A 23,970-nucleotide genomic window follows, 5' to 3' on the forward strand; every position below is an offset into this window, starting at 1 on the left:
CCGCCGCCGAGCGCCGCATTGGCGCCCGCCGTGATGGTGCCGGCGTTGAGAGCGATGTTACCGAGGAAGGTGTTGGCACCATTGAGAATCAGGTTGGCTGCACCGTTTTTGGTCAGCCCGCCACTGCCGCTGACGACACCGCCGAGGGTCAGGTTGGCGCTGCCACCGACGTTCAGATTGCCGCCGAGGGAGACTGCGTTGGCCAGCGCCACTGCCGTGTTGGCGTCGAGGGTGGTGCCCGCCGCCGCGGTCAGTGCGCCGGTACCCAGTGCAGTGTTGGAACCGACAATCAGCGCACCAGCGTTGAGCGCGGTGCCGCGGGAGAAAGTGTTGTTGCCGGTGAGCGTCAGGCTGGCGGCGCCGGATTTGGTGATCCCGCCGATACCGGACAACACGCCGTTCAGGGTCAGCGCATTACTGCCGAGCACGTTGAGCGCGCCAGTCATGCCAATGTTATTGGCCAGCGTGACGTTGGCGGTGCTGTCCAGGCTGGTGCCGTCGGCGGTGTTCAACGCGCCGCTGCCCAACGAGTTGTCATTGGTCACCAGCAAGCTGCCGGCGTTCAGGGTGGTGGTGCCGGCGTAACCAGCGTTGGCACCACTGAGGGTCAGACTGCCGGTGCCGGTTTTGGTAATGCCACTGCTGCCGGTGATCAAGCCACCCAGGTTCAGAGCGCCAACGCCGGTGGTGGTCACCCTGGCACCCAGGTTGATCGCATTGTCCAGGGTGATGGTGCCCGGCGTCGACAGACTGGTCGCCCCGACAACGTTAATCGTGCCGGTGCTCAGCGCCAGGTTGTTGCCCAATGCGACCGTGCCGCCGTTGAGCGTGGTGTTACCCAAATAGGTGTTGGTGGCGTTGAGGTTCAATTGACTGGAACCGTTTTTGGTCAGACCACCGTTGCCGGAGACCACACCGGAAAAGGTTGTATCGAGGACGCCCTGCACGGTCATGCCGCCCGCGCCGAGGGCAATCAGGTTGCTGATATTCACCCCCCCCGTGCTGGCCTGAATGATCCCGCCGTTGGAGGTCAATACACCGCTGCCAAAAGTCGCGTTGTTGTCGAACTGCACGACACCGCCATTGAGCGTGGTCGAGCCGCTGACCAACGGGCCCTGCAAGGTCCAGGTACCGCTGTTGACGGTCAGATTCCCGAAATTGACATAGTTGGTGCTGGAAGCCGTGCCCACGCCAGTCGTGCCGCCACCGATACCTATCGGATTTTGCAGAATCAGATGGTTGGTGCCACCCGCGCCACCATCCACTGTCCCGGTCGGGGCGAAGGTCAGGTTGAGGCCGATCAATCCGCCGAGGCCGCTGGAGATCATTACACCGTCACCGACACTGACGGCTGAGCCGGTGATCGCCGTGAAGGTGTTGGTGCTGGCGGCGCCCATCGACACGCCACCGGTAATGGCACCGGCGTTGGTGAAGGTGTTGCCCCCTGCCGAAGTTTCGAACGCAATCCGGCCCTGAATCACGCCGCTGGCGCTGTTGGTCATGTTGACCTGCGAGCCGCCGTAGATCCCGATCACCGGGGTATCGGCCAGGGTCACACCACCGCCGGACAATCCGGTCGACGTGATAGTGCCGTTGTTGGTGAGTTTGGTGGTGCCGGCAGCACCGTTGTTCACGGCAAGGGCCAGGCCGTCGATGCTGGTCAGGTTGAGCCCGGGCACCCTGCCGGTGCCGCGCATGAACGCGCCGCCGCCGTTGAGCACCTCAACCGCACTGGTTGCGCCGGTACCGATGAACACACCGCCACTCAACACCGACACCTGATCGAGGAATGCCGGGTCGATGATGCCTAAGTTGTTCAGGGTGATGTTGATCCCGGTCAGGTCCATGACATGGCCGCCGAGGGTCGCGTTCATCTGCGCGCCACTGTTGACATTGACCGTCAGGCCGCTGGCGCCACTGCTGAAATCGTTGGGAACCAGTGGCTGCGGCGGCTGCGGCGGCACACCGGTGCAAGTGACCGTCAATCCAGCCGTGCTACAGGCAGCAAAGACCGTCGAGCTGAACCCCGTGCCCAGCAGCAAAACGGCCAATGCCAACGTGCCTCGACGCCGCGAGCCTTTGCGGCAACGCTTGCTGAATTCGTGAGTGACCGCCCAGCAGCCCAACGAAGCATTCCATACCAACGCAAATACATGATTCATTTCGATCACTTCCTTGTAGATAAAAATGCCCGGTGATACGGCGTGGGGCCGACCAGAAATCGTCCGACAATACAACAACTCAAGGAAAAACTGATAGCAGTTAGCTACCTTCTAGCGGTTTTATCCTTGCTTTTTTCGGGTGCTGGTGGCAACAGCCCGAGATAGAGGGCTGAAAAATCGCGGGTCCGGCCAAGCCTTGTCAGCGAACGCCCCCCAATCGGCGTGTGCCATGGCACGGGCAAACGCCGCAGGCTTGATCCCGGTGCTGTGCAGACCGATGCGAAAGCCCATCCGCCGTACTGCTTGTCGAGACCACCCAGGTGTTGCAGCGCGGCGGGCCGTGCGTCCAGCAAACCTGAGCGCAAACCGCTAGACTCTCGCCCATCGACCAGACCCGGTCCTTCACCCCACACCCGCTGACACACGAACGCGCGACGAGAACCCTGCACATGCAGTTGCACATCCCGACCATGCTGGTGGTCTCGGTCTTTGTCTTTACCTTGATGGGGCTGCTGGCCCTGCACGCCTGGCTGCGCGAAACCCGCGAGCGCCCGCTGGCCTACCTGGGCTGCATGATGCTACTGGCGGCTCTGGGCATGGTGCTGGTCAGCCTGCGCGGCTACGGCTTCGATGCCGTGGCGGTGGTGGTGGGCAACGTGGTCCTGCTGTTGAGCGCGGCGATGAACTGGACCGCCATGCGGGTGTTCACCGGACGCTCGCCCTCGACCCCCGGAATACTGGCCGGGGCGAGCCTCTGGCTGGGCCTGTGCCTGGTGCCGGGGTTCTACCAGACGCTCCCGCTGCGCGTCACGACCTACTCGATTCTGGCCGCCTGTTATGGGCTGTTGACCATCATGGAGTTTGTCCGCGGTCGCAAAACCCTGGAAGTGGCCTACTGGCCGGCATTGATCCTGACCGTGCTGCACACCTTTTTCTATGGCGTGCGCAGCATGACCGACCAGGGCCTGCCCCTGGATCAGGCACTGCGCGGAGCGGGCTCGGGGGTCGGGTTCTTCTCGGTCATGCTGTTCGAGTCGATGCTGTACGTGATCGGCATCGGCTACGTGACCCTGGCGATGGTCAAGGAGCGCGCCGAACTGCGCTTCAAGGCCGCCGCCCTGTGCGACGCCCTGACCGGTGCCGGCAACCGCCGGGCGTTCAGGCAGCACGGCGAGCAACTGCTCAAGGATTGCGCGCAACGCGACCAACCCGTCGCCCTGCTGCTCTGCGACCTGGACCACTTCAAGCGCCTGAACGACACCTTCGGCCATCACCTGGGCGACCAGGCCCTGATCGCCTTCGCCCACATCACCCAAACCTGCCTGCGCAAACAGGACGTCTTCGCCCGCATCGGCGGCGAAGAGTTTGCCTGCGTGCTGCAAGACACCGACCTGCCCCAGGCCGTGCTGGTCGCCGAACGCATCCGCCAGGCGTTCGCCGAACTGACGCTGCTGGAGCCCGGCTCGCTGAGCGTCAGCATCGGCGTGGTCACCAGCGCCGAGGCCGGCTACGACCTGGTGCGCCTGCTGTCCCAGGCCGATTTAGCGCTGTACGTGGCCAAGGGCAAGGGCCGGAATCGGGTGCAGGTGGCGGGATTGGAAGCGGTGGACCCACTGCTGGCGTGACCCGGTGCTGGACGGTGAGCCGAATAGCTCGCACAATCAGCTCACTTAATGAGCCGAATAATCACCCTATTCGGCTCACCCCCAAGAGCATCCGCCATGGAACACCCTCGCTGGATCTGGCAACAACCTGATTGGCCGCACGTGCACTGGCAACCCGAGCGTCTGTCATCGGTGCTGCGTGAGTGCGTACAGACCCAGGGCAAGCTGTTGGGAATGGCCAACGCGGCGGGGGGAACGTTCAGCGCGCAGAATGAGCTGGACTCATTGTTGCAAAACATCGTCACCTCATCTGCCATTGAAGGTGAACAGCTCAACGTCGAGTCTGTGCGCTCCTCCCTGGCTCGACGCCTTGGCCTGGACAATCCAGAGGCTGGCCGAATCAGCCCGCGTAGCGAAGGGCTCACCGACCTGATGCTCGACGCCACCCAGCGCTTCGCCGCCCCCCTTGATCACACCCGCTTGATGCGTTGGCATGGGTGGCTGTTCCCCACCCAGGAAGGTGAACTCAACGCTCGCCCTTTGCGGGTTGGCCGCCTGCGTGGCGATGAGCCGATGCAGGTCATCTCCGGCCGGCTCGACCGCCCTGTCGTGCACTTTGAAGCGCCACCACGCGCGGGCCTGGAACACCAGTTGGCAGACTTCCTCGACTGGTTCGAAACCAGCCGCACCGACAGCCAACTCGACCCACTGCTGCGCGCCGCCATTGCGCACTTTTGGTTCGTCACCCTCCACCCATTCGACGATGGCAACGGTCGCCTGACCCGCGCCATCACCGACCTGGCACTGGCCCAAGGCGAGAACCAGGCGATCCGTTTCTACGCCATGTCCGCGAGCATCCTCGACGACCGTGCTGGCTACTACCGGATACTGGAACATAGCCAGAAAGCCACGCTGGACATCACCGATTGGTTGCTGTGGTTCCTGCACACCTTGCTACGCAGCCTGCAACACGCCATGGAGCGGATCGAGCGCGTACTGGCCAAAGCCCGATTCTGGCACCAGCACCGTGAGCAGGGGTTATCCGCTGAACAGGTCAAGGTGCTCAATCGCTTGCTCGATGGCGGTGAGAACGGCTTTGAAGCGGGCATCAGCGCCGCGCAGTATCAGGCGGTGGCCAAGGTCTCCAAGGCGACCGCGACTCGGCACCTGGCCGAGTTGCTGGCGAAGGGCTGCTTGACGAAATTGCCGGGCGGCGGGCGCAGCACGCGGTATCAGGTGAGGTGAAGGTGTCCAACGTCGTGCTGGACAAGAACATCCGTGGTGAGCGAGCTTGCTCGCGCGGGGTCGCCCAGCGGCCCCATAAAAGGGACGGCTACGCCGTCCAGCGCGAGCAAGCTCGCTCGCCACGGGCTGTTTGCATGTCGAGATGAGCTTCGCGCCCCAGGCTTACGCCCCCTGCCGCTGTCGAAGCCCGTCCTACCCCTTCGCCAAATCCAACTCCCCGACCACACTGCAATCCCCCGCCTCCAGTGCTTCCAGCGAGCTGGCCGTGCACAGTTGCACCTGGTGCGGGCCGATGGCTTTGGCGTAGACGCGGTGGCCCTGGTGGTCGCCGGCGATGGTCAGGCGCAGTTTGTGCAGGCCGGTTTCGCCGTCTTCCATCTCCCCGGTGTGAGCCCGGGGGGATTGGGAGTGGTAGAGGTTGAACACCCGCTCGCGCGGCACACCGAGTTCTTTCCAGGTGTGGTAGCGCTCGCCTTGCGCCAGCCCCGGGACGAACCGGTTGCGTTGCACACGTCCGACGTAGTGGGCGAACGGCGCATCCTCGCTGTCGCGGGCGATGTGCGAGATGACTTTGACCGGGCTGCCCGGCGCCAGGCGCAGCAGGCCGATGGCGACGCCGGTCTTGCCGTTGGGGCTGTAGGGTTGGTCCGGGTTGGACACCAGCGGCTGGTGGACGATGATCCGGGGCGCGCTGGCGTCAGGTGGGCTGGCGGTTTCGTCATCGGCCGGCGGCGTGGCCTGGTGCTTTTTCTGTTCGGCTTCGACGTGCTGCCACACGCTCGAAATGAAGCTTCCCGCCACACCGAAGCCCATCACCGCCGCGCCGCTGACTTTGTCCGACAGCGATTCGGCCGGTGCGCCACTGGCCACTTCCTCAAACAACTTCTGCACAATCATCGAGCGGCTGCTGTTGCCGGCCAACAGCACGTGCACCTGCTCCACCCCATGGCCGTTGAAGGCCTTGCCCATGGCGCTGAAGAAGTTGCGGATGCCCAGGCCGATGCGTTCGTTGAGGTAGGCGAGCAACGCGTCCACCGGCACCGCCAGCTCGCTTTCGACTTTCTCGCCGTCGCGGTTGAGCAGGGGCAGTTTCAGCACGCCGTTGCCGTTCTTTTCCGCCAGGGCACCCTGCTCCCACAACGGACGCAGGCGTGAGACCAGCATCACGCTGTTGGTCGAGGCGCTCCGGCTGTCGAGCAGGAACATCTCCGAGCCCGGGAAGTCGTCGGCGTCCAATGGCCGGACAAAGCCGATGCGCTTGCCCCGGCAAAACTCCAGGTTGTGCCGGAACACTAGGTACGCCATGTTTTCCAGCAGGTTTTCACCCCCCAGGAACGCATCCCCGGCGTTACCGTAGTGCTCGAACACCTCTTCCCAGCCTTCATCCTCTTCATCGAGCGTCGGCAGACGATAGCGCCCGAAGTCAAAATCGGTGGTGCCGCCGCCGAAGTCAAAGACCCCGTAGGCGATCCCCTGTTCGGTGGGTTCGATCCCCAGGCGCGGCAGCGCGGCGGCGGCATAGGCGGCGGGTTCGTTGGCCAGCTCTTCGACACTGAACGCGCTGAACGCCTCGCTGCCCAGCAACTGCACCGGCAGGCTGCGCTGCAAGCCGCGGCGGAAGGACATCAGGATCGTCTCTTTCAGGTCCCGGGTGTAGGCCACGGGGAAGGTCATGTAGTAGCGCAAGAACAACCCGCGACTGCGCCAGTTGATCGCCATGCCCAGGTACCAGGCATACAACTCGATCGGGTCGAGCGGGTCGTCCTGGCTGACGGCCAAGGGCTTGCCCTTGACCACGTCCCGTTTGCTCAGCGCCGGCAGCGAGTACTCGTAGCCGTTCGCCTGGTCGGCGATGCGCGTGAGGTTGTCGGCGCCGTGACGCATGGCCCAATGCTTGATCTTGGACAGGATGCTGGCGACCACCTTGGGGTCGCTGCCGTTATTGCGCAGGTTGTGCAGCGCTTCGTGGGAACAGCGCACGTTGTCCCAATCGAGGTTGGGGCGATAGGCCTGGGCGTTCCACACCTCCAGGCTGCGCGGCACGTCGACGAACTCCAGCACCGTGGGGTTTTCGTAGTGCTCGGGCTGTTCTTTTTCCCATTGGTCCTTGGCGCCGATGCGCAGCAGTTTGTAGCGGCCGTTATCGTCGTAGGCCACCACGCTGCTGCTGGTGCCGAAGTCGATGGCGATGCTCCAGTCCTTGATGTCCGTCGCGGGGTCGCGGGCGCGTACCCCGGCGTCTTTCAACAGCTCCGGGTCTTCGCCAAAGAACTCCCACATGCCCAGGCTCGGGTCGGTGAACTGAACGTCACTGAGCTTGGGTTGGCGGCAGATGCGGTAATCGACGTCGCGATACAGCGCCATCAGGTCCGGGGCAAGGGTGTTCATGATCGCCAACGGGTCTTCAGTTTGATCGGCATCGAGCGAGGTCAGATGCCAGCCGCGTTGGATGGCATGGGTGACAAAATCCTGGGTGTCGAGATAACGCACCTGGTCGCTGCAGGCGATCACGCTACCCTGCCCTTGGGCATCCACCCAATCGTCCTCGATGTCGACATCGATCTTACCTTCCTGGGTCATCCAGTAGTCGATGCCCTTGAGAGCCCGGCCGCCATTGTCGCCGTGCAGCGGATTGCCGTAGGTCGAGGCAAACTCTTCCAGTTCCGCACGTGTCGGCAAGCGCCAGGGGCGCGTGCCCATGACCGACTTGTCCTCGACGTGCTCCTGCGCCTCGCTCAACGAGTAGTCGCGCCAACCTTCGCAATCGTATTCCCACACCAAGCGTGTTTGCGTGTCGTAGAGCATCAACGCAGAGTCTTCGGGAAACCCCACCAACCAAAAGCGCGCGGCGGCAATCTCAGTGGCGCAGCGCGTGCGCAGGCTAGCAACGAACGCGTTGCGAACAAACGGTGAGGGACTACCCGACATACGACCTTCCTTTAAATGCTTGATGTGCTTCAGCATCGCGCTCAATCGGCTGAGCGCAGCGTGTAACGGTGACATCTGGCGCATGGCGCTAGTGCGTCGCGGCCAGCGGCAAGCGTTGGCGCTCGCCCCCGGCGTTGGCCAGGCCCGGCAACCACTGCTGCGTGATCACTTCGCCTCGCAACGAGGCGCGCTGGTGCAGGCGATAGTCGTACTCGACGCCCGCCTCCACGCTGCACACCTGGGCCTGGCGATCACGCCAGATCAGGTTGTGGATCGACAGGCAGCCTTCGAGGATCGACAGCTCGGCGGCCGTGGCCGGGCGAGCGGCCTCTTTGCAGCGCTCGGCCAACACATCCCACAATTCCAGCAGGCGTTCCCACTGCGCCGCGCTGGCCAACAGACGCGCCAGTTGCAGCCCTTCGCTGTCGCCATCGACCAGCCAGGTACTGGCGAGGTCGGGGTCAGCCGCGAGGGTGGCGAGCACGATCAGTTGGGGGGCCAGCTCGACGCGCAGCGGCTCAGGTGCAGCGGGCACCGTGGCCGGCGGCGCAACGTCGACAGGCGCCGCGACAGGTTCCGGCTCTGGCTCCGGTGCCACCCGCACGGCGGGCGATGCGACGATATCCCGCACCGCCTGGCGTATGTCCGGGTCACTGGCCAGCAGCGTGAGCAGCCCGTCGCGCAGTGTGTCCGGTGCTGAAAACGTATCCATCACAGCCCCTCCAGCAGGTCACGCAGTTGCGCGCGCACCTTCAGTTTGTAGCTCAGCTCATGGGCCACGCCCAGCACCGCCTGGCGTTGCGCCGCCGGCAGGTTCAAGAAGCGCCGACGCAGCACCGCAATGGCATCCTGGGACGGCTCGGGGTACGGCGACTCGACGTCCGGGACCTGCAGCGATCCGGCGATGAACGCCAGGTCCTGCGGGCTAACGCTGGACCAGAAGTGCTGGAACAGCATCGGCAGGTAGAGTTGCAGCACGCCGACCTGCAACGTCCCCGGCAGCACCTCGACGCTCACCGGCGCGACCGGCGCGGGCCCATCCAGGCAAACCAGCAAGGATTCAGCCAGCCACGTCTCGTCATGCGCCCGGTGCTGTTCGCCCGGCGCCCGCGTGACGCGCTCAGCCAGCGGTTCATACCGCAGTACTTGCCACGTGCGGCACTGCAACGCCTCGAAGGCCTCGGCAACCCCCGCCAAATAGCCCACGGCGGCCTGCTCGTAGACCAGCGTGACCGGCACGTGTGCCAGGCGGGTGTTGAGGTTGCGCCGCTCGCTCAACTGCTGGAGCACCGCCGGCACACTGTGAGTGTGCAAGGACACCCAGGCGTCACCGCTGATCCGGGTGACGCGCCACGACGGATCCGCCGGGGAGGATTGGAAACAGGCGACGCGATCGCCCATCAGCACTAACGCGTAGTTCTCGGTAGACACGCAACGGCTCCACTCAATGACCCCCGCGCATCGAGCCCGATGCGCGGGGCTCGGTTATCAGGCTGGCTGGGGTTGTTTGAACTGTTCGACGGCCGCATCCAACTGCGCGTAGATCGCCTCTTCGGACAATTGTGGCGCGATGGCTTTTTCCGCCGCAACGATCTTGCCTTCGGTCTCGGCGGCGGCTGCCGGGCCGAGCTTGCCTTCGAAGTACTTGAGCAGGCTGATGACGTCCGTGGTGGTGCTCAGCAGCGCGGTCAGGCGTGTGCTGTTGAAGTACTCGGGGTTGTTCGCCACCAGCGGCCAGAGGTTGGCCATGGTGCCTTCGCGCACCTCGAACTTGTGGTCCATGCCCTGGGCGCCCACGGCCAGGCCAGCGGCGTACTTTTCGGTGTCCGAGAGCGACTCGGACGCCGCCGGGTCGAGTTCAAAGGCGCGGATTTCATCCATGTAGGCGTCGAAGCTGTCGTAGTACTCGGGCTTGATGTCCTGGCGCGCGGCCTGGATGGCGCGGTCGCCGATGTCCTTGAGCTGCTCGCCCGGACGGAACACCTGCACCACCTGCAACACGGCCTGGACCACGGTGACGAAGGTGTTGAGTTTCTCCAGGCCGCCGATCAGTGCCGGCATGATCTTCGGCAACACGGTGGTGCAGAAGGTGGCGACCGCCGGAGCGATGGAGGCGATCACCGGGGTGATGGCGGCGACGGCGCTGGCGATGGCACTGATGGCGACGCCGATGAACGGTAAGACCATGGTCCTGAGTCCTTAGATTGAGTCAAACGGTTGAAGCGCTTCGAGCCGTTTCATCGGCCGTTGTGCGCAGGCGGTTTCAAAGGCTTGCAAGGAGTCGCCCAAGGCGTTGAGCGCCGATTCGAGCAGCGGGCGGATCTGCGCCCAATCCGCTTCGTACCAGCCAGGAATGCTCGCGCAATCCTCGAAGATTTTGCCCAACAGCCCGGACACTTGTTCGGGGCTCAGCGCCAGCGCCTCACCCAGCGCCCTGGCCTGCACCGCGAAACGCTGGGCGATCGGTGCATGCAGCGGTTTGGCGCTGTCGGCGCGACCGCGCAAGTGATTGAGCGTGAGGAACAGGTTGAGCAACACGCTGCCCTTTTCCAGCATCCGCGCCAGGTGCTCGGGCGAACGCATCAGCGGGTCGGCGGACAGGCGCGGCAGCAGTTTTGCGCGCTGTGCCCAGAGCTGAACCTGGCCACGCGCCTTGATGGTTTGCTCGGGAATCTCCGGCGCATCGGTGTGCGCGATCTGCTCAATCTGCACCCGCACCGCGCCGTGCCAGCCGCCGCAATAGACGATGGTTTCCCCCGGTTTGAGCAGCGGCAGAAACGCCTGCTGCTCTTCGCTCAGGCCAATCGCGTCGCCGATGATCTTGCGGTCGTCGGCGGCGAACAGGCGGTGGACGATCTTGGTGTTGGTGTTCTTGATCACATCGCTGATCAGCTTGTTGGGGATCTGGTCGGCGATGATCAAACCCTCGCCATACTTGCGCACCTCGGCGAGCAGGTTGGCGAACATCTCGACGCCCATCTTCTTCGATTCGGCATCGCCCGGCTCCGGGCGCGACAGCAGGCGGTGCGCCTCTTCGATCAAGGTCAGGTGCTGGAAGCTGGGCTGCACGCGGTGGCGTTGCTTCATGCACTCGGCCAGGCGATTGATGATCAGGCCCATCAGCAGGGCCTTGTCTTTTTCGTCCTTGATCTCTTCCATCTCGATCACCACGTGGCGGTCGAGCAACTGATCGAAGTCCATCGAATAGCGCGAGTTGAGCATCCGCCCCTTGACCCCCAGCGTCAGGCTGGTCAGGCGCGCCACCAGCGAGCCGCGGTACTTCTCCTCGAAGTCGCGGCCCATCTGCTTGGAGCTGATCACCTTGTCCAACTGGGCGATCATGTCGCTGAACGTCGGCCAGGCATCGCTGCCGTGCTGCCACGGGTCGTCGAGCAAGAAGTTCTGCGTGCTGTGGATATCCCAGCCCTTGGCCTTGTAGGCCTCGATGATCGACTCTTCGACAATCGAGGGCATCGCCGCTTCCATCGGGAACACCGCCGCCAGCGTGGCGTTGAGCACCGAGATGTGGCTGGCCAGGTTCTGCCGGCTGGACACCAGTTCGAACGGGTTGAGCCGGAACGGCGTCAGGTCTTCGCGGCCCAGGGTGTAGTAATCGACGTCCACCCCGCGACCATGCAAGGCGCGGTATTCGGTCTTGGCCGGCTCGATCACCATGAACGGTAGCTGCGACTCCAGCAGCAGGTTCATGCAGGTGGTGGTCTTGCCCGCGCCGGTCACCCCGGTCACGAACACGTGCTTGGACAATTCCTTGAGCGGCAGGCTGACCGGCTTGTACGCCAACAACCGGCCATGCTGGACGATCTTGCCGATCTTCAAGGTGGCCTGCGGGCTCGTCGCGTCGGTGCCGGTGTTGAGGGCGAAGTCGACGTTCTTGCGGATCTTCAGCCCCGGTAGCTCCAGGCTCGGCAAGCCGGCCACCAGCGCCAGCTCCTCGATGTTCAGCCAGGTCGCGCCGAGCAATTCACCGTTGGCCGCCAGCGGTGCGCTATGGGCGATGCAGTTGTCGACGCCGATGCCTTTGTGCTTGAGGCGGCGCAGTTGCAACAGCGCCGGTAGGCTGAACGGCAGCGTGGGTTGCAGCTTGTGCACCCGCAACGGCGTGACGCTGGAGTTGTTGCCCTGGAAGGTCGAGATCATGCCCCGGGACAGGCGCTCGAAGGTGCTGGCGCTCTCGGCGCTGACGTAGATCGCCGTGCGGTACATGCCCTTGCTGCGGCCCTGGAGGAACCGTTCGATCAGGGTTTCGCCGAGGTGCTTTTGCAGCTCTTCGGCGCGCTTGTCGGTGCGCTCGCGGGTCATCGCCAGGCTCTGGCCACCGCTGCTGCCGTTGGCCAGGGAGTCGCTGGTGCCGGTGGCCGTGGACGCATTGCTGCCGGTGTTGGTCGACTGGCTCGTGCCGTCCTGGGTGGTGCGGTTATTGCCATCTTCACGCCTGGGCGTATTCGACGCGCTCTTGCTGCTGCCCCGGTCCGTCGCCCTGGAGGTGCCTTGGGTGTCATTGGTCGAAGTGCCGCGGGTCTGGGTGCTCTGCCAGCCGCTGTTCTCCGATTGCTGCACCGATTGCTTGATGTGGGCCGAGAGCAAGGTCGACAGGTTGTAGATGCTGTCCAGCGTGGCGCGCACTTCGTCGTCCGCCGCCGGTTCGGCGTAGATGGTCAGCTGCCAGCGCTCGCCCACCAGGCTGTTGGCCAGGCGCTCGACGCCCTGGAAGTCCTCGTCGCCGGCGCGCTCGCTGTCGTTGAACGACGGCACGCCGGTGATCATCCCCAGGTGCCGGCTGTTGCGGTACAGCTGTTGGAACTGTTGGTCATCGGCCCGCACGTCTTGCAGGCTGGCCCCGAGGAAGTTGCCCTCGAAGGTGGCCCGCAGCATGGTCGCGGCATCGTGCACATCCACCTGCGCCGAGGCCGTCGCCACGCCCAGGTACAGGTCGATGCCTTCGCGGCTACCCGAAAGGATGTAGACGCTGGCGCAGGTGGTGCTGTTGAGGCACGAGATGACGTTGGCCATCGCCTGGCGATACGCCTCGGGCTTGCCTTCGCCGATTTCGCTGATGTGCAGCAGGCGATAGCGAATCAGCTCATCCGCGATCAGCGGCCGATGGAACAGTTCGGCGAAGTTGGGTGCATCCCAGTCGATGCGCGGCACCTCGTTGCTCACCGGCGCCAGGTCTTGCAGCGCGGCGGTGGCGGGTTCGTTGCGGGCGTTCATGTGAATATTCCCAATCCCTTTGGACATCGAAGGCACGACGCTGGCCCATGTCGCCCTGCACGGGAGGACCGCATCGGCAACACATCGCGGCAAACGATATCACCATGGCATCATTTTGCACGCGCTGAGTGTGCAAAATTCGCCACGCCGTGCCGCTCACGCCGACACCGATGCCTGCAACGCGCTCAGGCTGCCCTTGAGCTGTTCGACTTGCGCCTGGTGCGCCCGCAGCGCCGAGCGCAGTTCGCGGTTCTCCATCTCCTGGATGCGCGCCCAGCGCATCGTGGTCCGGCAGTTGAGCATCAGCTTCCACACATCGCGCAGCCGCATGAACTGCAACGACAGCAACATCAGGATCAAGCCCAGCAACACCAAGGCACCCGTAGCGATCATGTCCAAGCCTGTCATATCCTCATCCTTTACCTGTTCGGGGGACCCCGAAGACAGTCACAAGATATGTAGTGATTTACGACAGGTCTAGAATGTAGACTTATACAGGTAAAGTATTGGCACACATGGAGAGGCTATGAAACGTACGCAAACCATCGAGCAGGTGCGCTGGGACCTGGCACTTCGCTATCGCCTGATCGAGACCGTTGCCTGGTGGGAAGGCCGGCTGACCACGGTGCACTTGATCCAGAGCTTCGGTATCAGTCGCCAGCAGGCGTCCAAGGACATCAACACCTACATCAACGAACATGCGCCTAAAAACCTTACATATGACAAGCAACTCAAAGGCTATGTGCCGACGAAACACTTCAAGCCCAAGTTCATCGACGACAGCGCCAGCGCCTATTTGCACCTGCTGTACCAGAACAATGAACGGGCGCCGCACATCGATGGGCTAGCCCTGGCCTATGCCCACACCAAGGTGCTGGAAGTGCCCGACCGGCCGATTCGGCCGCAGGTGCTGCGCCCGCTGCTCAAGGCCTGTCGCGAAGGGTTGCGGATGGAAACCGAGTACGTGTCGCTGAACACCCCGACCGCGGAAGTCCGCCTGATCGCCCCGCACACGCTGGTCTACACCGGCATGCGTTGGCATGTGCGCGCCTATTGCGAGAAGAATCGCCAGTACCGCGACTTTGTCCTCAGTCGCCTGCGCGGCGAACCGGAGTTGCTCGACAAGTCGGACGACACGGCTGACAAGGACGAGGACTGGAACACCGAGATCCCGGTGATCATCGCCCCCGACGAGCGCCTGGACGCGGCCCAGCGGGCGATCATCGAGGCTGACTTCGGCATGAGCGACGGGCTGCTGCAGCTGTCCAGCCGCCGGGCGTTGGTCAAGTACGTGTTGCAGCGCTACCAGATCGATCCGAAGAACCTCAACCCCAACCCCGAGGCCCAGCAGATCGTGGTGAGCAATCGCAAAGAATTGAAGCCCTGGCTCTACGAGTGATGCTCCGCGCCGTTATGGATAGCTGAACGCCTTGACCAACGTCAGCTCGCCGGGTGTGCGCATCGGCACCAGGAACGTCTCCATCTTCTCGTCCGGCGTGCCCTCTTCGGTGATCACGCTGATCTGCGCGGTGGTCAAGGGCTGGACCGCGTCTACCTGGCCGTCCTCGTCACTGCGATAACCGCCGCCGTAGTAGTTCACGTAGACCAGGTACTGGCCCTTGATCGGTGCCGGCATGGAGAAGATTTCCGGGCCGTAGCCGGTGGTGACGTCGACGTCGAGGGTGCCGCCATTTTGCGCCGTGCGGCCGCCATACCAGATGTGCGCGCCGTCCGGGGTCACCAGGTGCAGGTCGAGGTCGGTGTTGTCGCTGTCCCAGGACAGCAGCACCCGCAGCTTGGCCGGCGTCGCCCCGCCGTTGACCCGCAGGAACTGGGTACGGTGGCGTTGCTGGCCGTCGGGGCTGCGCACCTCGACGCTGTTGCTGCCGCTGGGGAACGAGTACGGACGGTCGAACGTGCCGTCGGCATTGATCTTGAGTGGCATCGCAAGCCCGTTGACGATCACCGTGCCCGGCGCTTGCCGGTCCTTGGCCGTGGCCTTGATCTGGCCGCTGATGCGCGCCGTGCTGGCCTGGCCCTGCGGTGTGTTGACCGAGGACGCGGGGTAGTTGACGGTCTGGCGGTAGCTCTCGCCTTCGCCCTCTGCTGCACCGGCGCGCCAGCCGCCGAGCGGGGTGTCGAGCTTGATGCTGTCCGCCGCGCCAGCCATCGGCAGTGCGCTGACGGCACAGAGGAACAGCAGGACCTGTGGATAACCGAGTTTCATGACCTATTCCAATAAGAGGTGGCGGGCGAGCCCTTCGATGTAGGTTTCATCCTGGCCGTTGGGATGTGCGCTAAAGGCCAGGTGCAGGTATTCGTGGGTCAGGTCGAGGCGATCCTGGAGCGACAGCACGCCACGCACATACAGGCGCTGACGCTCGCGGTCGACGTAGGGCCGGCCAAACGCCAGGCGGCAAACGGCGAAGGTGCTGACGTCGTTGTAGCCGACTTCGTTTTCCAGGCGTGGACGCCAGCCGCGCCGCTGGTTGTTCAGCCACGCCTGGGCGGCGGGCAAGGCCTCGCAGGAGGCTTGCGGATTGTCCCAGCGGCTGAGGCTGGCGCGCGGATAGGCGTGCAGCAGGATGGCGTCGTAGCGCTGGCCGGCGTTGGCTTGTTCGACGGCCTGTTGCCAGGCGAGCTGGCCCGGGCCGGGTTGGTCGGCGTGATAGGTGACGCTGCTGCCGGCCAGCACCAGGTCGCTGGTCCAGGCGGCGATGGCGCGCGCCTCGGCGGTCGCCGGGCGTGGGGCCACGCGCTGGCGGTGGCTGCTGTCATCGATTCCCAGGCATTCGCCGCTGCGCGTCGCGTTTTGCAGCAGGTAGGTGCGGATCGCAATGGCCAGGGCCTTGGCGGCTTCCACGGGGGTGGGCTGGGCTTCGCGCTGGAGCACTCGGGCGACGTATTCTTCGCGGTCCAGGCGCGCCACCAGTTTTCCATCGACGAGAAACAACTCCCCGTCGCTGTGGATCGCCAGTTGATTGCCATTGGCGAACTCAACGCGGTAGTCGCCCTGCAGCGGCCCGGCGCTGGCCACCCGATCAGCGGCCATCACCCGCTTGATCGGATAGCGCGAGAACAACCCCACCTCGACACACCGCCCCGGCTCGGCAGGCCAATCGGCCGGCAGCACCTGGGACAAGGCCTGGCCGTAGTTGCGCAACACGGTCTGGCTGGTGCCCGGGCCGGCGGCCCAGATCGGCGAACCGTCGGCGGTCCAACCGGCAAACCCGCCCTCGCGTGACTGCGGGTCGCGTTCGGCCAGCCAGCTCCAGGTTTTCACCCGCAGCCGGCCGCCGAGTTCCCCCACGAGATTGCCGTCAGCGGCCTGCAACACCACCTCCAGCAACACCTTGCGCGCCTGATCCTGTGCCGGCATCCGCGCCAGCACCTGCAACAACTCCACCACCGGCACCCGCGTGGCGGGCTGCAGGGCGGGCAAGTCCAGCAGCCAGCCCGGGGCCTGGCGGGCCTGCCAATAGGTGCGCCACTGCGTGGCGTCGATGCCCAGTCGTTGCGGCTCGAAGTACAGCCCGCAGGATTTGACCAACGCCTGGTCCCGCTCGATCTTGCCGCCGGCGCTGCAGCAGTAGACTTCTTCTTTCGATTGCCCGCGGCACTCATACGCCGGCTCCCGGGCGCCGGTGTCCACCAGCCAGGCGTAGACAAACAACTTCCACACACTGCCCAGCGGCGTCTGTTGCTCGGCCGACAAAGGCTCACGGGCGATCAACTGGCTCCGGCTCAACGACAGCCACTCGCCCTTGAAGCCCAGGCGCAGCGGCTCGTCCTGCGCGGTTGCCAGCGCAGGGATCAAGCACAACACGCACCAGAGCAGGCAGCGGCTCATGTCACTTGACCGTGACCTGGCCCAGGGCCGGGTGTTGTTCCAGGGCTTGATGCTCAGGCGCATAGACCTGGGTGAAGCGCACCGGCGGCAGGTTGAACTGGCCCTTCTGCGAGAAGCGCACCAAGTGCCGCAGGCGCAGCTCGCCACTCAAGGCATCGACGGGAACGGCATAGGCCAGTTGCCCCGGTTCGAAACGGGCTTTCTCCAGCGCGCTCGGCTCGGTGCCGTCCTTGCCGATCAGCTTGATGCCCCAAGTGGTGCGCTCGACATCGGCGCCCGGCGGCAACGGCACTTCAAGCATGCCGTAGCGCAGCGGTGTTGGCGCCTTGCTGGTGATGATCACTTCGTCCAGGTACAGGCTGTCGCTGGACACCGCTTTATCGCCGACCGCTTCGAGCTTGAACTCGAACGCTTCATCGCCCGGCACCAGGCGCGACAAACGCCGGGTGACGGTCACGGCCATCGGCGCCACGAGCGGCTGCCGGCTCTGGTAGCTCACGGTCGCCCGCAATGGACGGCCCTCGACGCCACTGAGCGACAACAGCGTCGGTACTTGCGCACCCTGCCACTGCCAGTACAGATCGCCGGTCGTGCCCTGGGCGGGCTTCCAACCTTCCCCCGCGGTCACGCCGAAGGTGGGTAACGCCTGCTCGATGCTGCGTTGCAACCAGGTCAGTGCCAGGGCACGCTCCAGGGTCGATTGCTGCACCAGCAGGCGCTGCAACAGCACGGTGGCGCGGGCTTGATCGAAGGGTTGCAGCGACAGGTTCAGGGCCTCGGCAAAGGGCTGCGAACTGACCGCCAGGCGTTGTTGGGCATCCGCCAGTTGCCGATTGAACGCCTGCGGCACGGCCACCTTGGCCTGGTGCGCCAGCGCCGCGGTGAGTACGCGAGCCGCCGCCAGGCCAAGCGCCGAATCCGGGTCGCTCATGACCACGCTGCCCTGGTCATCCTCCATCACGCTCTGCGGGTTGCCTTCGCCCGCCGCCGCCAGGTCGTCCATCAAGCCGCTGAGCAGCGTGTTGATCGGCAACTGCATCTGCTTGGCGAACGACAGGATCAGCGCCCGCTGCAACAGCGGGGTGTCTTTGCCCTGCTTGCCGTAGACGTCCAGCACATGCTGCCAATGCTCCGACGACAACATCAGGTCCAGCGCGTTGGTGGCGTGCCAGTCGGCGTAATAGGCATAGGCGGTGAGGAACGCATCCGGCTCGCCGTCCTGGCCCCACCAGGTGAAGCTGGCCGCTGGGCCGGCCATCTGCACCAGGCGCAAGCGACTGTTCTGCATGATCAGGCGCACGCGATCACTCACCTGCGGGTCGGAGGCCAGCAACGGATAGGCGATGCTCAGCGGCAACAGGCGACTGGCGGTCTGCTCGACGCCGCCGTACGGATAGCTCAGCAGGTCATCCAGTACCGAACGGAACAACGCTTGCGGGCTGTCATCCAGGCGCAGGCGAATCGTGCTGGCGTCGGCCGGCAAGTTCAGCGGGGTGTCAGCGCCGACCACGTCCAGCGCCTGGCTCTGGGTCACTTGCCAACCATCACCCGTTGCATTCAAGCGCACCGCCAAGGCATCGGCGACCGTGCCGTCCTGCACCAGCTCGGCCTTCCAGTCGCCAGCCACCTGGACGAACGTCGGCAGCGCGATGTAGTTGATGCCGCTGTTGAGCGTGACGGGCAGGCGTTGTTCGGTGCCGGCGAAATGCGTCACCAGCTCGGCCTTGACCGGCTTCTCGCCCTGGCTGAAGGCGAACACGCCCAAGGCCGGTTTGTCGCCCGCGCGGAAGGTGATCGGCCCGCTCCACTTCAGGTACAGCGGCTTTTCTGAACGCACGAACTGTTTCTTCTGCCCGACCTGGCCATCATCGGCGATGGCGCGGGCGGTGATCCGCCAGCGGGTCAGCGAGTCCGGCATTGTGAAGCTGAAGCGGGCCTTGCCGTTGGCATCCGTGACCAACTCGGGCTGCCAGGCGGCGGTGTCGACGTCTTCGCGACGCGGACGCTCCAGCACCTTGACCCCACGTTCGCTGCGGTTGGCCTTGCCCGGCGCGCCGGGGCTGCCGGGCAACGCCACGTCGTAGCTGATGAACGACAGGCTGGCGCTGGTGCGCACGTTGTTGCGGCGCGGGTGGTAGAAGAACTGGTCGATGCTCGGCGCGACTTCCGGTTGCAGCGCGTAGATCATTTCATCGACCACGCTGACGGTCAGGTGCGCCGGAATCGGCTTGCCGGCGAACAGGGTGTTCAGGTCCACCGTCACCGTGTCTCCAGGGCGATACAGCTCTTTGTCGGTGGCAATCGCCACGTCGATTTGCGGCGTGATCACCTTGATCCCGGCGTTCTGGAAGCTGTATTGGCCGCCTTTGGTGTACAGCACGGAGAAGGTCAGGTTCGGCGCGAAGTGGCCTTTGACCGGGATCCGCGCGCGGTATTGGGTGTCGCTGAGTTTTTCCAGGGTCAGCCAATCGCCGCCCTTGGCCAGCAGCGCCGTGGCCTCGACCTTGTCCCGCTCCAGCGACAGCAGGGCATCACTGACCGGCTCGGGGAAGGTGATCAGTGCCAGCGCTTCATCGCCGTTGTGGTACTCGGTCTTGTCGAGCAGGATCTCGACCGTGCCAGGCACCGCCTTGACGCCATCGCCGATCACCGAATAGCCGGTCGCACCGAGGGCGCGGCCATGCTCGTCCTTCAGGCTCAGGTTGTAGGTGCCGGGACGCTCGAAGGCCAACGTGAAGCCCTTGTCGGCCGGCGCCAGCGTACCTTCGCCGGTGCTCTGGTCTTCCAGGCGCACCCAGCTGTAGCGGCTGGGCGCGACGTGCTGGGTCGGTTCGCCGACAGCCTCGTTGACGTAGCCAAAACGCACGGGCGCACCGACCGCACCGAAGCGTTGCGGCGCACTCAGGCGGTAAGTGGCCGCGCCTCGGTCGATGAGGATTTCCTTGGTGGTCTTGACCCGGTACGCCGCGCCGTCGCTGGCAAACACCGTGAGCATGTAGCGGCTCGGCTTGTCGGCGGCGGGCAGGTCGAGGGTCGCGCTGCCCTTGGCGTCGGTGGTCAGTTCGGTGCTGGTCAACTCGACCGGGAACTGCCCCAGGTATTGCAGCTCGTTGTCGACCATCGACAGTTGCTGCGCCCGCAGGCTGATGCTCACCTTGGCGTTGGCCACCGGCTTGCCGTCCGGGTACAGCAGCACCAGGCTGCCCTTGACCGGCTCGCCCGTGCGGTAGTCCTGCTTGGCCAGGCTCAAGGACACTTCAAAGTGCGGCTTGATGTACTCGGCCACGCGGAACGCACTGCTGTAGAGCTGGTCCTTGTAGCTGAACTGCACCTCATAACCGCCGGCCACGGCATTGTCGGGCAGTTGGAAGCGGCCTTGGGTACCGGCCTTGGCGTCCAGCGTGAGGGCCAGGGTCTGCAACTCGGACCCCGTCGCGTCGAGCACGCTGACATTCACCTCGCCCGACTGCGGCAGCACTGAATCACGGGCGTTCTTGAACTCGCGCCCGACGATCTTCAGCGACACCCAATCGCCCGGCCGATACAGCGGCCGGTCGGTGAAGGCGTAGAGCTTGGTGTCGTAGATTTCGCTGTCGTAGTAGAAGTTTTCGGAGACGAACACCCCGCCTTCTTCGTCCTCACCGATCACGAACGAGCGCTCGGGGCTGACGTGCTTCAGGCGCAGCAGGCCATCGGCATCGGTGGCGCCGCTGTTCATCACGCCCAGGCCGTCGGTCCACAGCACGTTGACCTTGGGCACCGAGCTGCCTTCATGCTTGCGCGCCGCCCACACCAGCAGTTCATCACCGGCAATCTTGCTCACGGCCACGGTGTTGGAGACAAACACCATGGTGGTCGCGCGGTATTTGCCGACCAGCGCCTCGACCAGGTACAGCCCCGGTTTCAATTTGCCCAGCGGGATGTAGACGTTGCCCGGCGAAACGTTGATGAAGTCGCTGGAGGAGCCAGCCAGGTCGACCCCGGCCGGTGGCTGGATCGGCTTGGCTTCCCACAGCGGATAACGGAACTGACTGACCACGGGCAGGCCCGGGATCAAGGCGAATTGCGCCGGTGCTTCATAGGGTGTGGGCGCCGACAGGGCGTTGCCCATCTTCAGCTCGGGCACCGCTTCGGTGACCTGCTGGCGCGACTCGTCGGAGAACGCGCGCTGCATCACCCGGCGCGACTTGCGGTACCAACTGTCCCACAGGTACGACAGGGTGTTGGACACCCCTTCACCCTTGAACTGACCGTCGCTGACCACCCGGTGCAGGTTCTTCTGGCGCTTGAGGAAGTCCAGCGGCTTGTCGATCCGGTACACCCGGATGTCCGCGCCGCCATAGGGCTCCATGCGATAGCGGCGATAGTCGCGACCCGGCGCTTCGAGGCGCACCAGCGCCTGTTCGTCGCTGGCGAAGCTGCTGTCGGCCAGCAGGAAAAAGCTCTCGCCGGACACGGGCGTGTAACCGCTGGGGTTGACGGAATCGTCGGCGCTCATGGCCACCTGGGGCACGAGCAACGCCAACAACAGAGGAAGTCTTGAGCACAGACGCAACATGCGGGCACCGATCATTGGGAGAGAAAGTTCAGTCGATAGACGCCGATGAAGTTGGGGTTGGCTGCGTCGGGTATCCATCGGGTGTCCTTCCAGTTCATGAGTTGCTGCAGGCTTGCCGAACGCATGCCGTTATCAGTGGGGGTGGTGGTGCCGGTGTGATAGGCGACGTAGCGGCCCATCCAGATCATCAAGTGCTGCTCGTCACCCTGGTCGAAGAACATCAGGTCGCCCGGGCGCGCTTGCGTCACGTCACGGCCAATCAGGTGACTGTTGAACTGGATCAGCTTGATCGCGTTGACGTACGGCCCGACCTTGCCGCCGCCCTGCTGCCATTGCTGGGCCAGGCCGCGCTGGGCCTCACTCAACGGGGACTCCGGCGGCAGGTAGCGGTTGGACAGGCCATTGCTGCGCAGCCATTTGTCGTCATGGACCTTCAGTGCTTCGTTGGCGGCAAACCGCACCAGCCCGGCGCAGTCCTGCTGATACCAGCGTGGGCTCGGGCCCTGGCTCAGTTGTTCCTGGGCGATGCGCACGAACCAGGCGCGAAACACCTGGGACTGCTGCACATCCAGTGCCGGGGGTTCGGCCGCCAGGACGCGACTGCTCAGCCCCAGCAGCAACGCCAGCAGGCCAACACGGGCGATGAGTGCGCTCACAGGGCTTTCCATTGCAGTGGCAGCCACTGCCAATGGCCATCCGGCCGGGTGCCTTCAGGCAGGGTCAGCGCGTACTTGCCATAGCCGCCGAGGGTGCGCAGCTTGGGGATCAGGTAGGTTTGCGCGGCGTTGTAGAACACCGGTTCCATGTCCTGGGGCAGGCTGTCGAGGGTCTCTTTCTGCATCAGTTGCGCCATCGCGTCCGGGCCGAAGTAGACCGGCATCAACAGGTCCTTGGGCAACACGTCGGCCATCGGCGGGAAGCGTTTGTCGAGGGTGCCGAGGGCCTTGTCCACCAGCGTGTCGTCGAGGGAGAACAGCAGCGTCGAGCCGTGGCGCGCCAGGCTCACGCGCATGAACGCCTTGCCGGTGATCGCCTCGGGCACCTCGGCGTCCTTGGCCGCATAGGGGCCGAAGGTGGTACTGACCTGGCGCTGCCATTGGTGCATATTGCCGTCTTGCTTCTCGACCACCGGGAACACGTGTTCCTCGACGTTGCTCTCATAGGAACCGACCATCGAATCGAACAGCCGGCCCAGGTCGCCATCGAGCGCGTCGCTGCCCTTTTCGTCCAGGCTGGCCACCAGCAACGGCGTATACAGCCGCGAATCGGCATACCAGCACAGGCCTGCCACGCCGGCCATGTGCTCGGTCAAGGCTTGCGCCACCGAAGGTTCCGCGCCGAGCTTGACCAGCAGCGGTTGCTGTTGCTCAGCCGCCAGCGGCAAGGCCACGCAGGCACTCGCCCCCATCGGCATGGCTTGCCAGACCGGCTTGAAATCGAGTTCGGCCTGGTTGTCCTGCTCATCCAGCGCCAGGAAGCTGTGCCAACCGGTGTTATCCATATCAAAACGCAGGCCGGCAAAGCTGGGGATAAAGCGCTGATACCCCATGGCCAGGACGCTGGCATTGACCGAGATCCGCTGCTTGACCTCGGGCGCCTTGGGTTGCAGGCCGAAGGCTTCGGGGAACAGTTTTTCACCCTGCAGCAACGCGGAGATGGCGTCAGTCGAGACACTGCCCGGCTCTTCGCCGCCGCCGCTGGAGGGGAAGTAGAGTTTTTGCGGGTTGGACAACACCACCAGCTTGTCACCATAAGAGGCGAACACCAGCGAACGACCGGCGTTAAAGCTGAGTTGATACAGCGCAACGTCGTCGTTACCGAGCTTGAGCTCAGCGATTTTGCTCAACTGGGTGTCGTCGAGCGCGACTTTCGCCAGGGGTTCGAGCACCTTGGCCAGGCCGCTACGGTCCATCACCAGCAGGAAATCTTTCAAGCGGCCATCGGTGCCACGCCACAGCGCCACGTCGGCCGGCTGATCCAGCAGTTGCTCGATCAGGCTGTCCTGCCATTGCAGGTCATGCTCATAAATGATCCGGCGCAGGCTGCCGATCAAGCCGAGGCGATCACTGTGGGCCTGGTAATAAAAGACGAAGTCCTCGGTCAGGGTCTCCTTGAGGAACGGCACGGCCAGCAGGTCCTTGGGCAATTGGCTCAAGGACTGGGTTTCGAGCAAGCCGTCCGGACGGCTCATCCCCAACTTATCACTGGCCAGTACCGGCGGTGCCGTCTTGGCCTTGAGCGCGAACCACCCCAACCCGCCCGCCACACCGGCCACCAGGCACAACCCGAGCAGCAACATCGGCCCGCGCCGCGAAGGTTTGGCAGCAGGCGTGTCGGCGGCCGGGGTAACAGTCTTATCGCTCATGTTCACAAAACTCGGTTCATCCCGCG

General features: G+C 64.4%; 15 protein-coding genes and 1 pseudogene. 3 read left to right on the forward strand and 13 right to left on the reverse strand.

What is annotated here, in order from left to right; all coding sequences use genetic code 11:
* On the reverse strand, positions 1 to 2,162 hold a 2,162-nt coding region (locus BMW74_RS12945), incomplete at its 3' end, for an ESPR domain-containing protein (RefSeq protein WP_175479207.1).
* Positions 2,163 to 2,345: 183 nt separating this feature from the next.
* A pseudogene (locus BMW74_RS25470) lies at positions 2,346 to 2,468 on the reverse strand (anaerobic ribonucleoside-triphosphate reductase activating protein); the annotation flags it as partial.
* 143 nt (positions 2,469 to 2,611) lie between these two features.
* Between BMW74_RS25470 and BMW74_RS12950 the strand changes: the two are divergent.
* Positions 2,612 to 3,787, forward strand: coding sequence for a GGDEF domain-containing protein (locus tag BMW74_RS12950; RefSeq protein WP_093420329.1), 1,176 nt, complete (start codon positions 2,612 to 2,614; stop codon positions 3,785 to 3,787).
* A gap of 96 nt (positions 3,788 to 3,883) precedes the next feature.
* A complete protein-coding gene (locus tag BMW74_RS12955) occupies positions 3,884 to 5,011 on the forward strand; it encodes a Fic family protein (RefSeq protein WP_093420334.1) in 1,128 nt (375 codons plus the stop codon).
* A 192-nt stretch (positions 5,012 to 5,203) separates the two neighbouring features.
* Here BMW74_RS12955 and BMW74_RS12960 read toward each other — a convergent pair whose 3' ends face one another.
* From BMW74_RS12960 to BMW74_RS12985, 6 genes are all read right to left on the reverse strand, one after another.
* Positions 5,204 to 7,939 (reverse strand): hypothetical protein, encoded by a 2,736-nt coding sequence (locus tag BMW74_RS12960; protein WP_093420339.1) that lies wholly within the window; start codon positions 7,937 to 7,939, stop codon positions 5,204 to 5,206.
* 88 nt (positions 7,940 to 8,027) lie between these two features.
* A complete protein-coding gene (locus BMW74_RS12965) occupies positions 8,028 to 8,651 on the reverse strand; it encodes a hypothetical protein (protein ID WP_093420345.1) in 624 nt (207 codons plus the stop codon).
* Entirely contained in the window at positions 8,651 to 9,370 is a 720-nt protein-coding gene (locus BMW74_RS12970; RefSeq protein ID WP_093420350.1) for a hypothetical protein, read from the reverse strand. Before BMW74_RS12970 ends, BMW74_RS12965 begins: the two co-directional genes overlap by 1 nt.
* A gap of 57 nt (positions 9,371 to 9,427) precedes the next feature.
* Positions 9,428 to 10,126, reverse strand: coding sequence for a hypothetical protein (locus tag BMW74_RS12975; RefSeq protein WP_093420356.1), 699 nt, complete (start codon positions 10,124 to 10,126; stop codon positions 9,428 to 9,430).
* Between the two features lie 12 nt (positions 10,127 to 10,138).
* Complete coding sequence (locus BMW74_RS12980) at positions 10,139 to 13,171, reverse strand: ATP-binding protein (protein WP_093420360.1); 3,033 nt, start codon at positions 13,169 to 13,171, stop codon at positions 10,139 to 10,141.
* Between the two features lie 156 nt (positions 13,172 to 13,327).
* Complete coding sequence (locus tag BMW74_RS12985) at positions 13,328 to 13,579, reverse strand: hypothetical protein (RefSeq protein ID WP_093420366.1); 252 nt, start codon at positions 13,577 to 13,579, stop codon at positions 13,328 to 13,330.
* Positions 13,580 to 13,697: 118 nt separating this feature from the next.
* On the opposite strand from BMW74_RS12985, the gene BMW74_RS12990 reads away from it, so the two are divergent.
* Positions 13,698 to 14,570, forward strand: coding sequence for a BrxR family helix-turn-helix transcriptional regulator (locus BMW74_RS12990; protein WP_093420371.1), 873 nt, complete (start codon positions 13,698 to 13,700; stop codon positions 14,568 to 14,570).
* A 12-nt stretch (positions 14,571 to 14,582) separates the two neighbouring features.
* Here the strand turns inward: BMW74_RS12990 and BMW74_RS12995 are convergent, their stop codons facing one another.
* Genes BMW74_RS12995 through BMW74_RS13015 form a run of 5 tightly spaced genes read right to left on the reverse strand, consistent with a single transcriptional unit; the run spans position 14,583 to position 23,944 of the window.
* Entirely contained in the window at positions 14,583 to 15,398 is an 816-nt protein-coding gene (locus BMW74_RS12995) for a YfaP family protein (protein ID WP_093420376.1), read from the reverse strand.
* Between the two features lie 3 nt (positions 15,399 to 15,401).
* Positions 15,402 to 17,021 carry a DUF2300 domain-containing protein gene (locus BMW74_RS13000; protein ID WP_093420379.1) on the reverse strand — a complete coding sequence of 540 codons (1,620 nt, stop codon included), beginning with the start codon at positions 17,019 to 17,021 and terminating at the stop codon, positions 15,402 to 15,404.
* Between the two features lies 1 nt (position 17,022).
* On the reverse strand, positions 17,023 to 21,594 hold the full coding sequence (locus tag BMW74_RS13005) for an alpha-2-macroglobulin family protein (RefSeq protein WP_093420382.1): 4,572 nt from the start codon (positions 21,592 to 21,594) through the stop codon (positions 17,023 to 17,025).
* Positions 21,591 to 22,247: a DUF1175 domain-containing protein gene (locus BMW74_RS13010; RefSeq protein ID WP_093420385.1), complete on the reverse strand. Its 657-nt coding sequence runs from the start codon at positions 22,245 to 22,247 to the stop codon at positions 21,591 to 21,593. Before BMW74_RS13010 ends, BMW74_RS13005 begins: the two co-directional genes overlap by 4 nt.
* Positions 22,232 to 23,944, reverse strand: coding sequence for a DUF2138 domain-containing protein (locus BMW74_RS13015; RefSeq protein WP_093420390.1), 1,713 nt, complete (start codon positions 23,942 to 23,944; stop codon positions 22,232 to 22,234). Before BMW74_RS13015 ends, BMW74_RS13010 begins: the two co-directional genes overlap by 16 nt.
* Positions 23,945 to 23,970: the final 26 nt, after the last annotated feature.

Origin of the sequence: Pseudomonas sp. ok272, assembly GCF_900109995.1 — a bacterium.
GTDB lineage: Bacteria > Pseudomonadota > Gammaproteobacteria > Pseudomonadales > Pseudomonadaceae > Aquipseudomonas.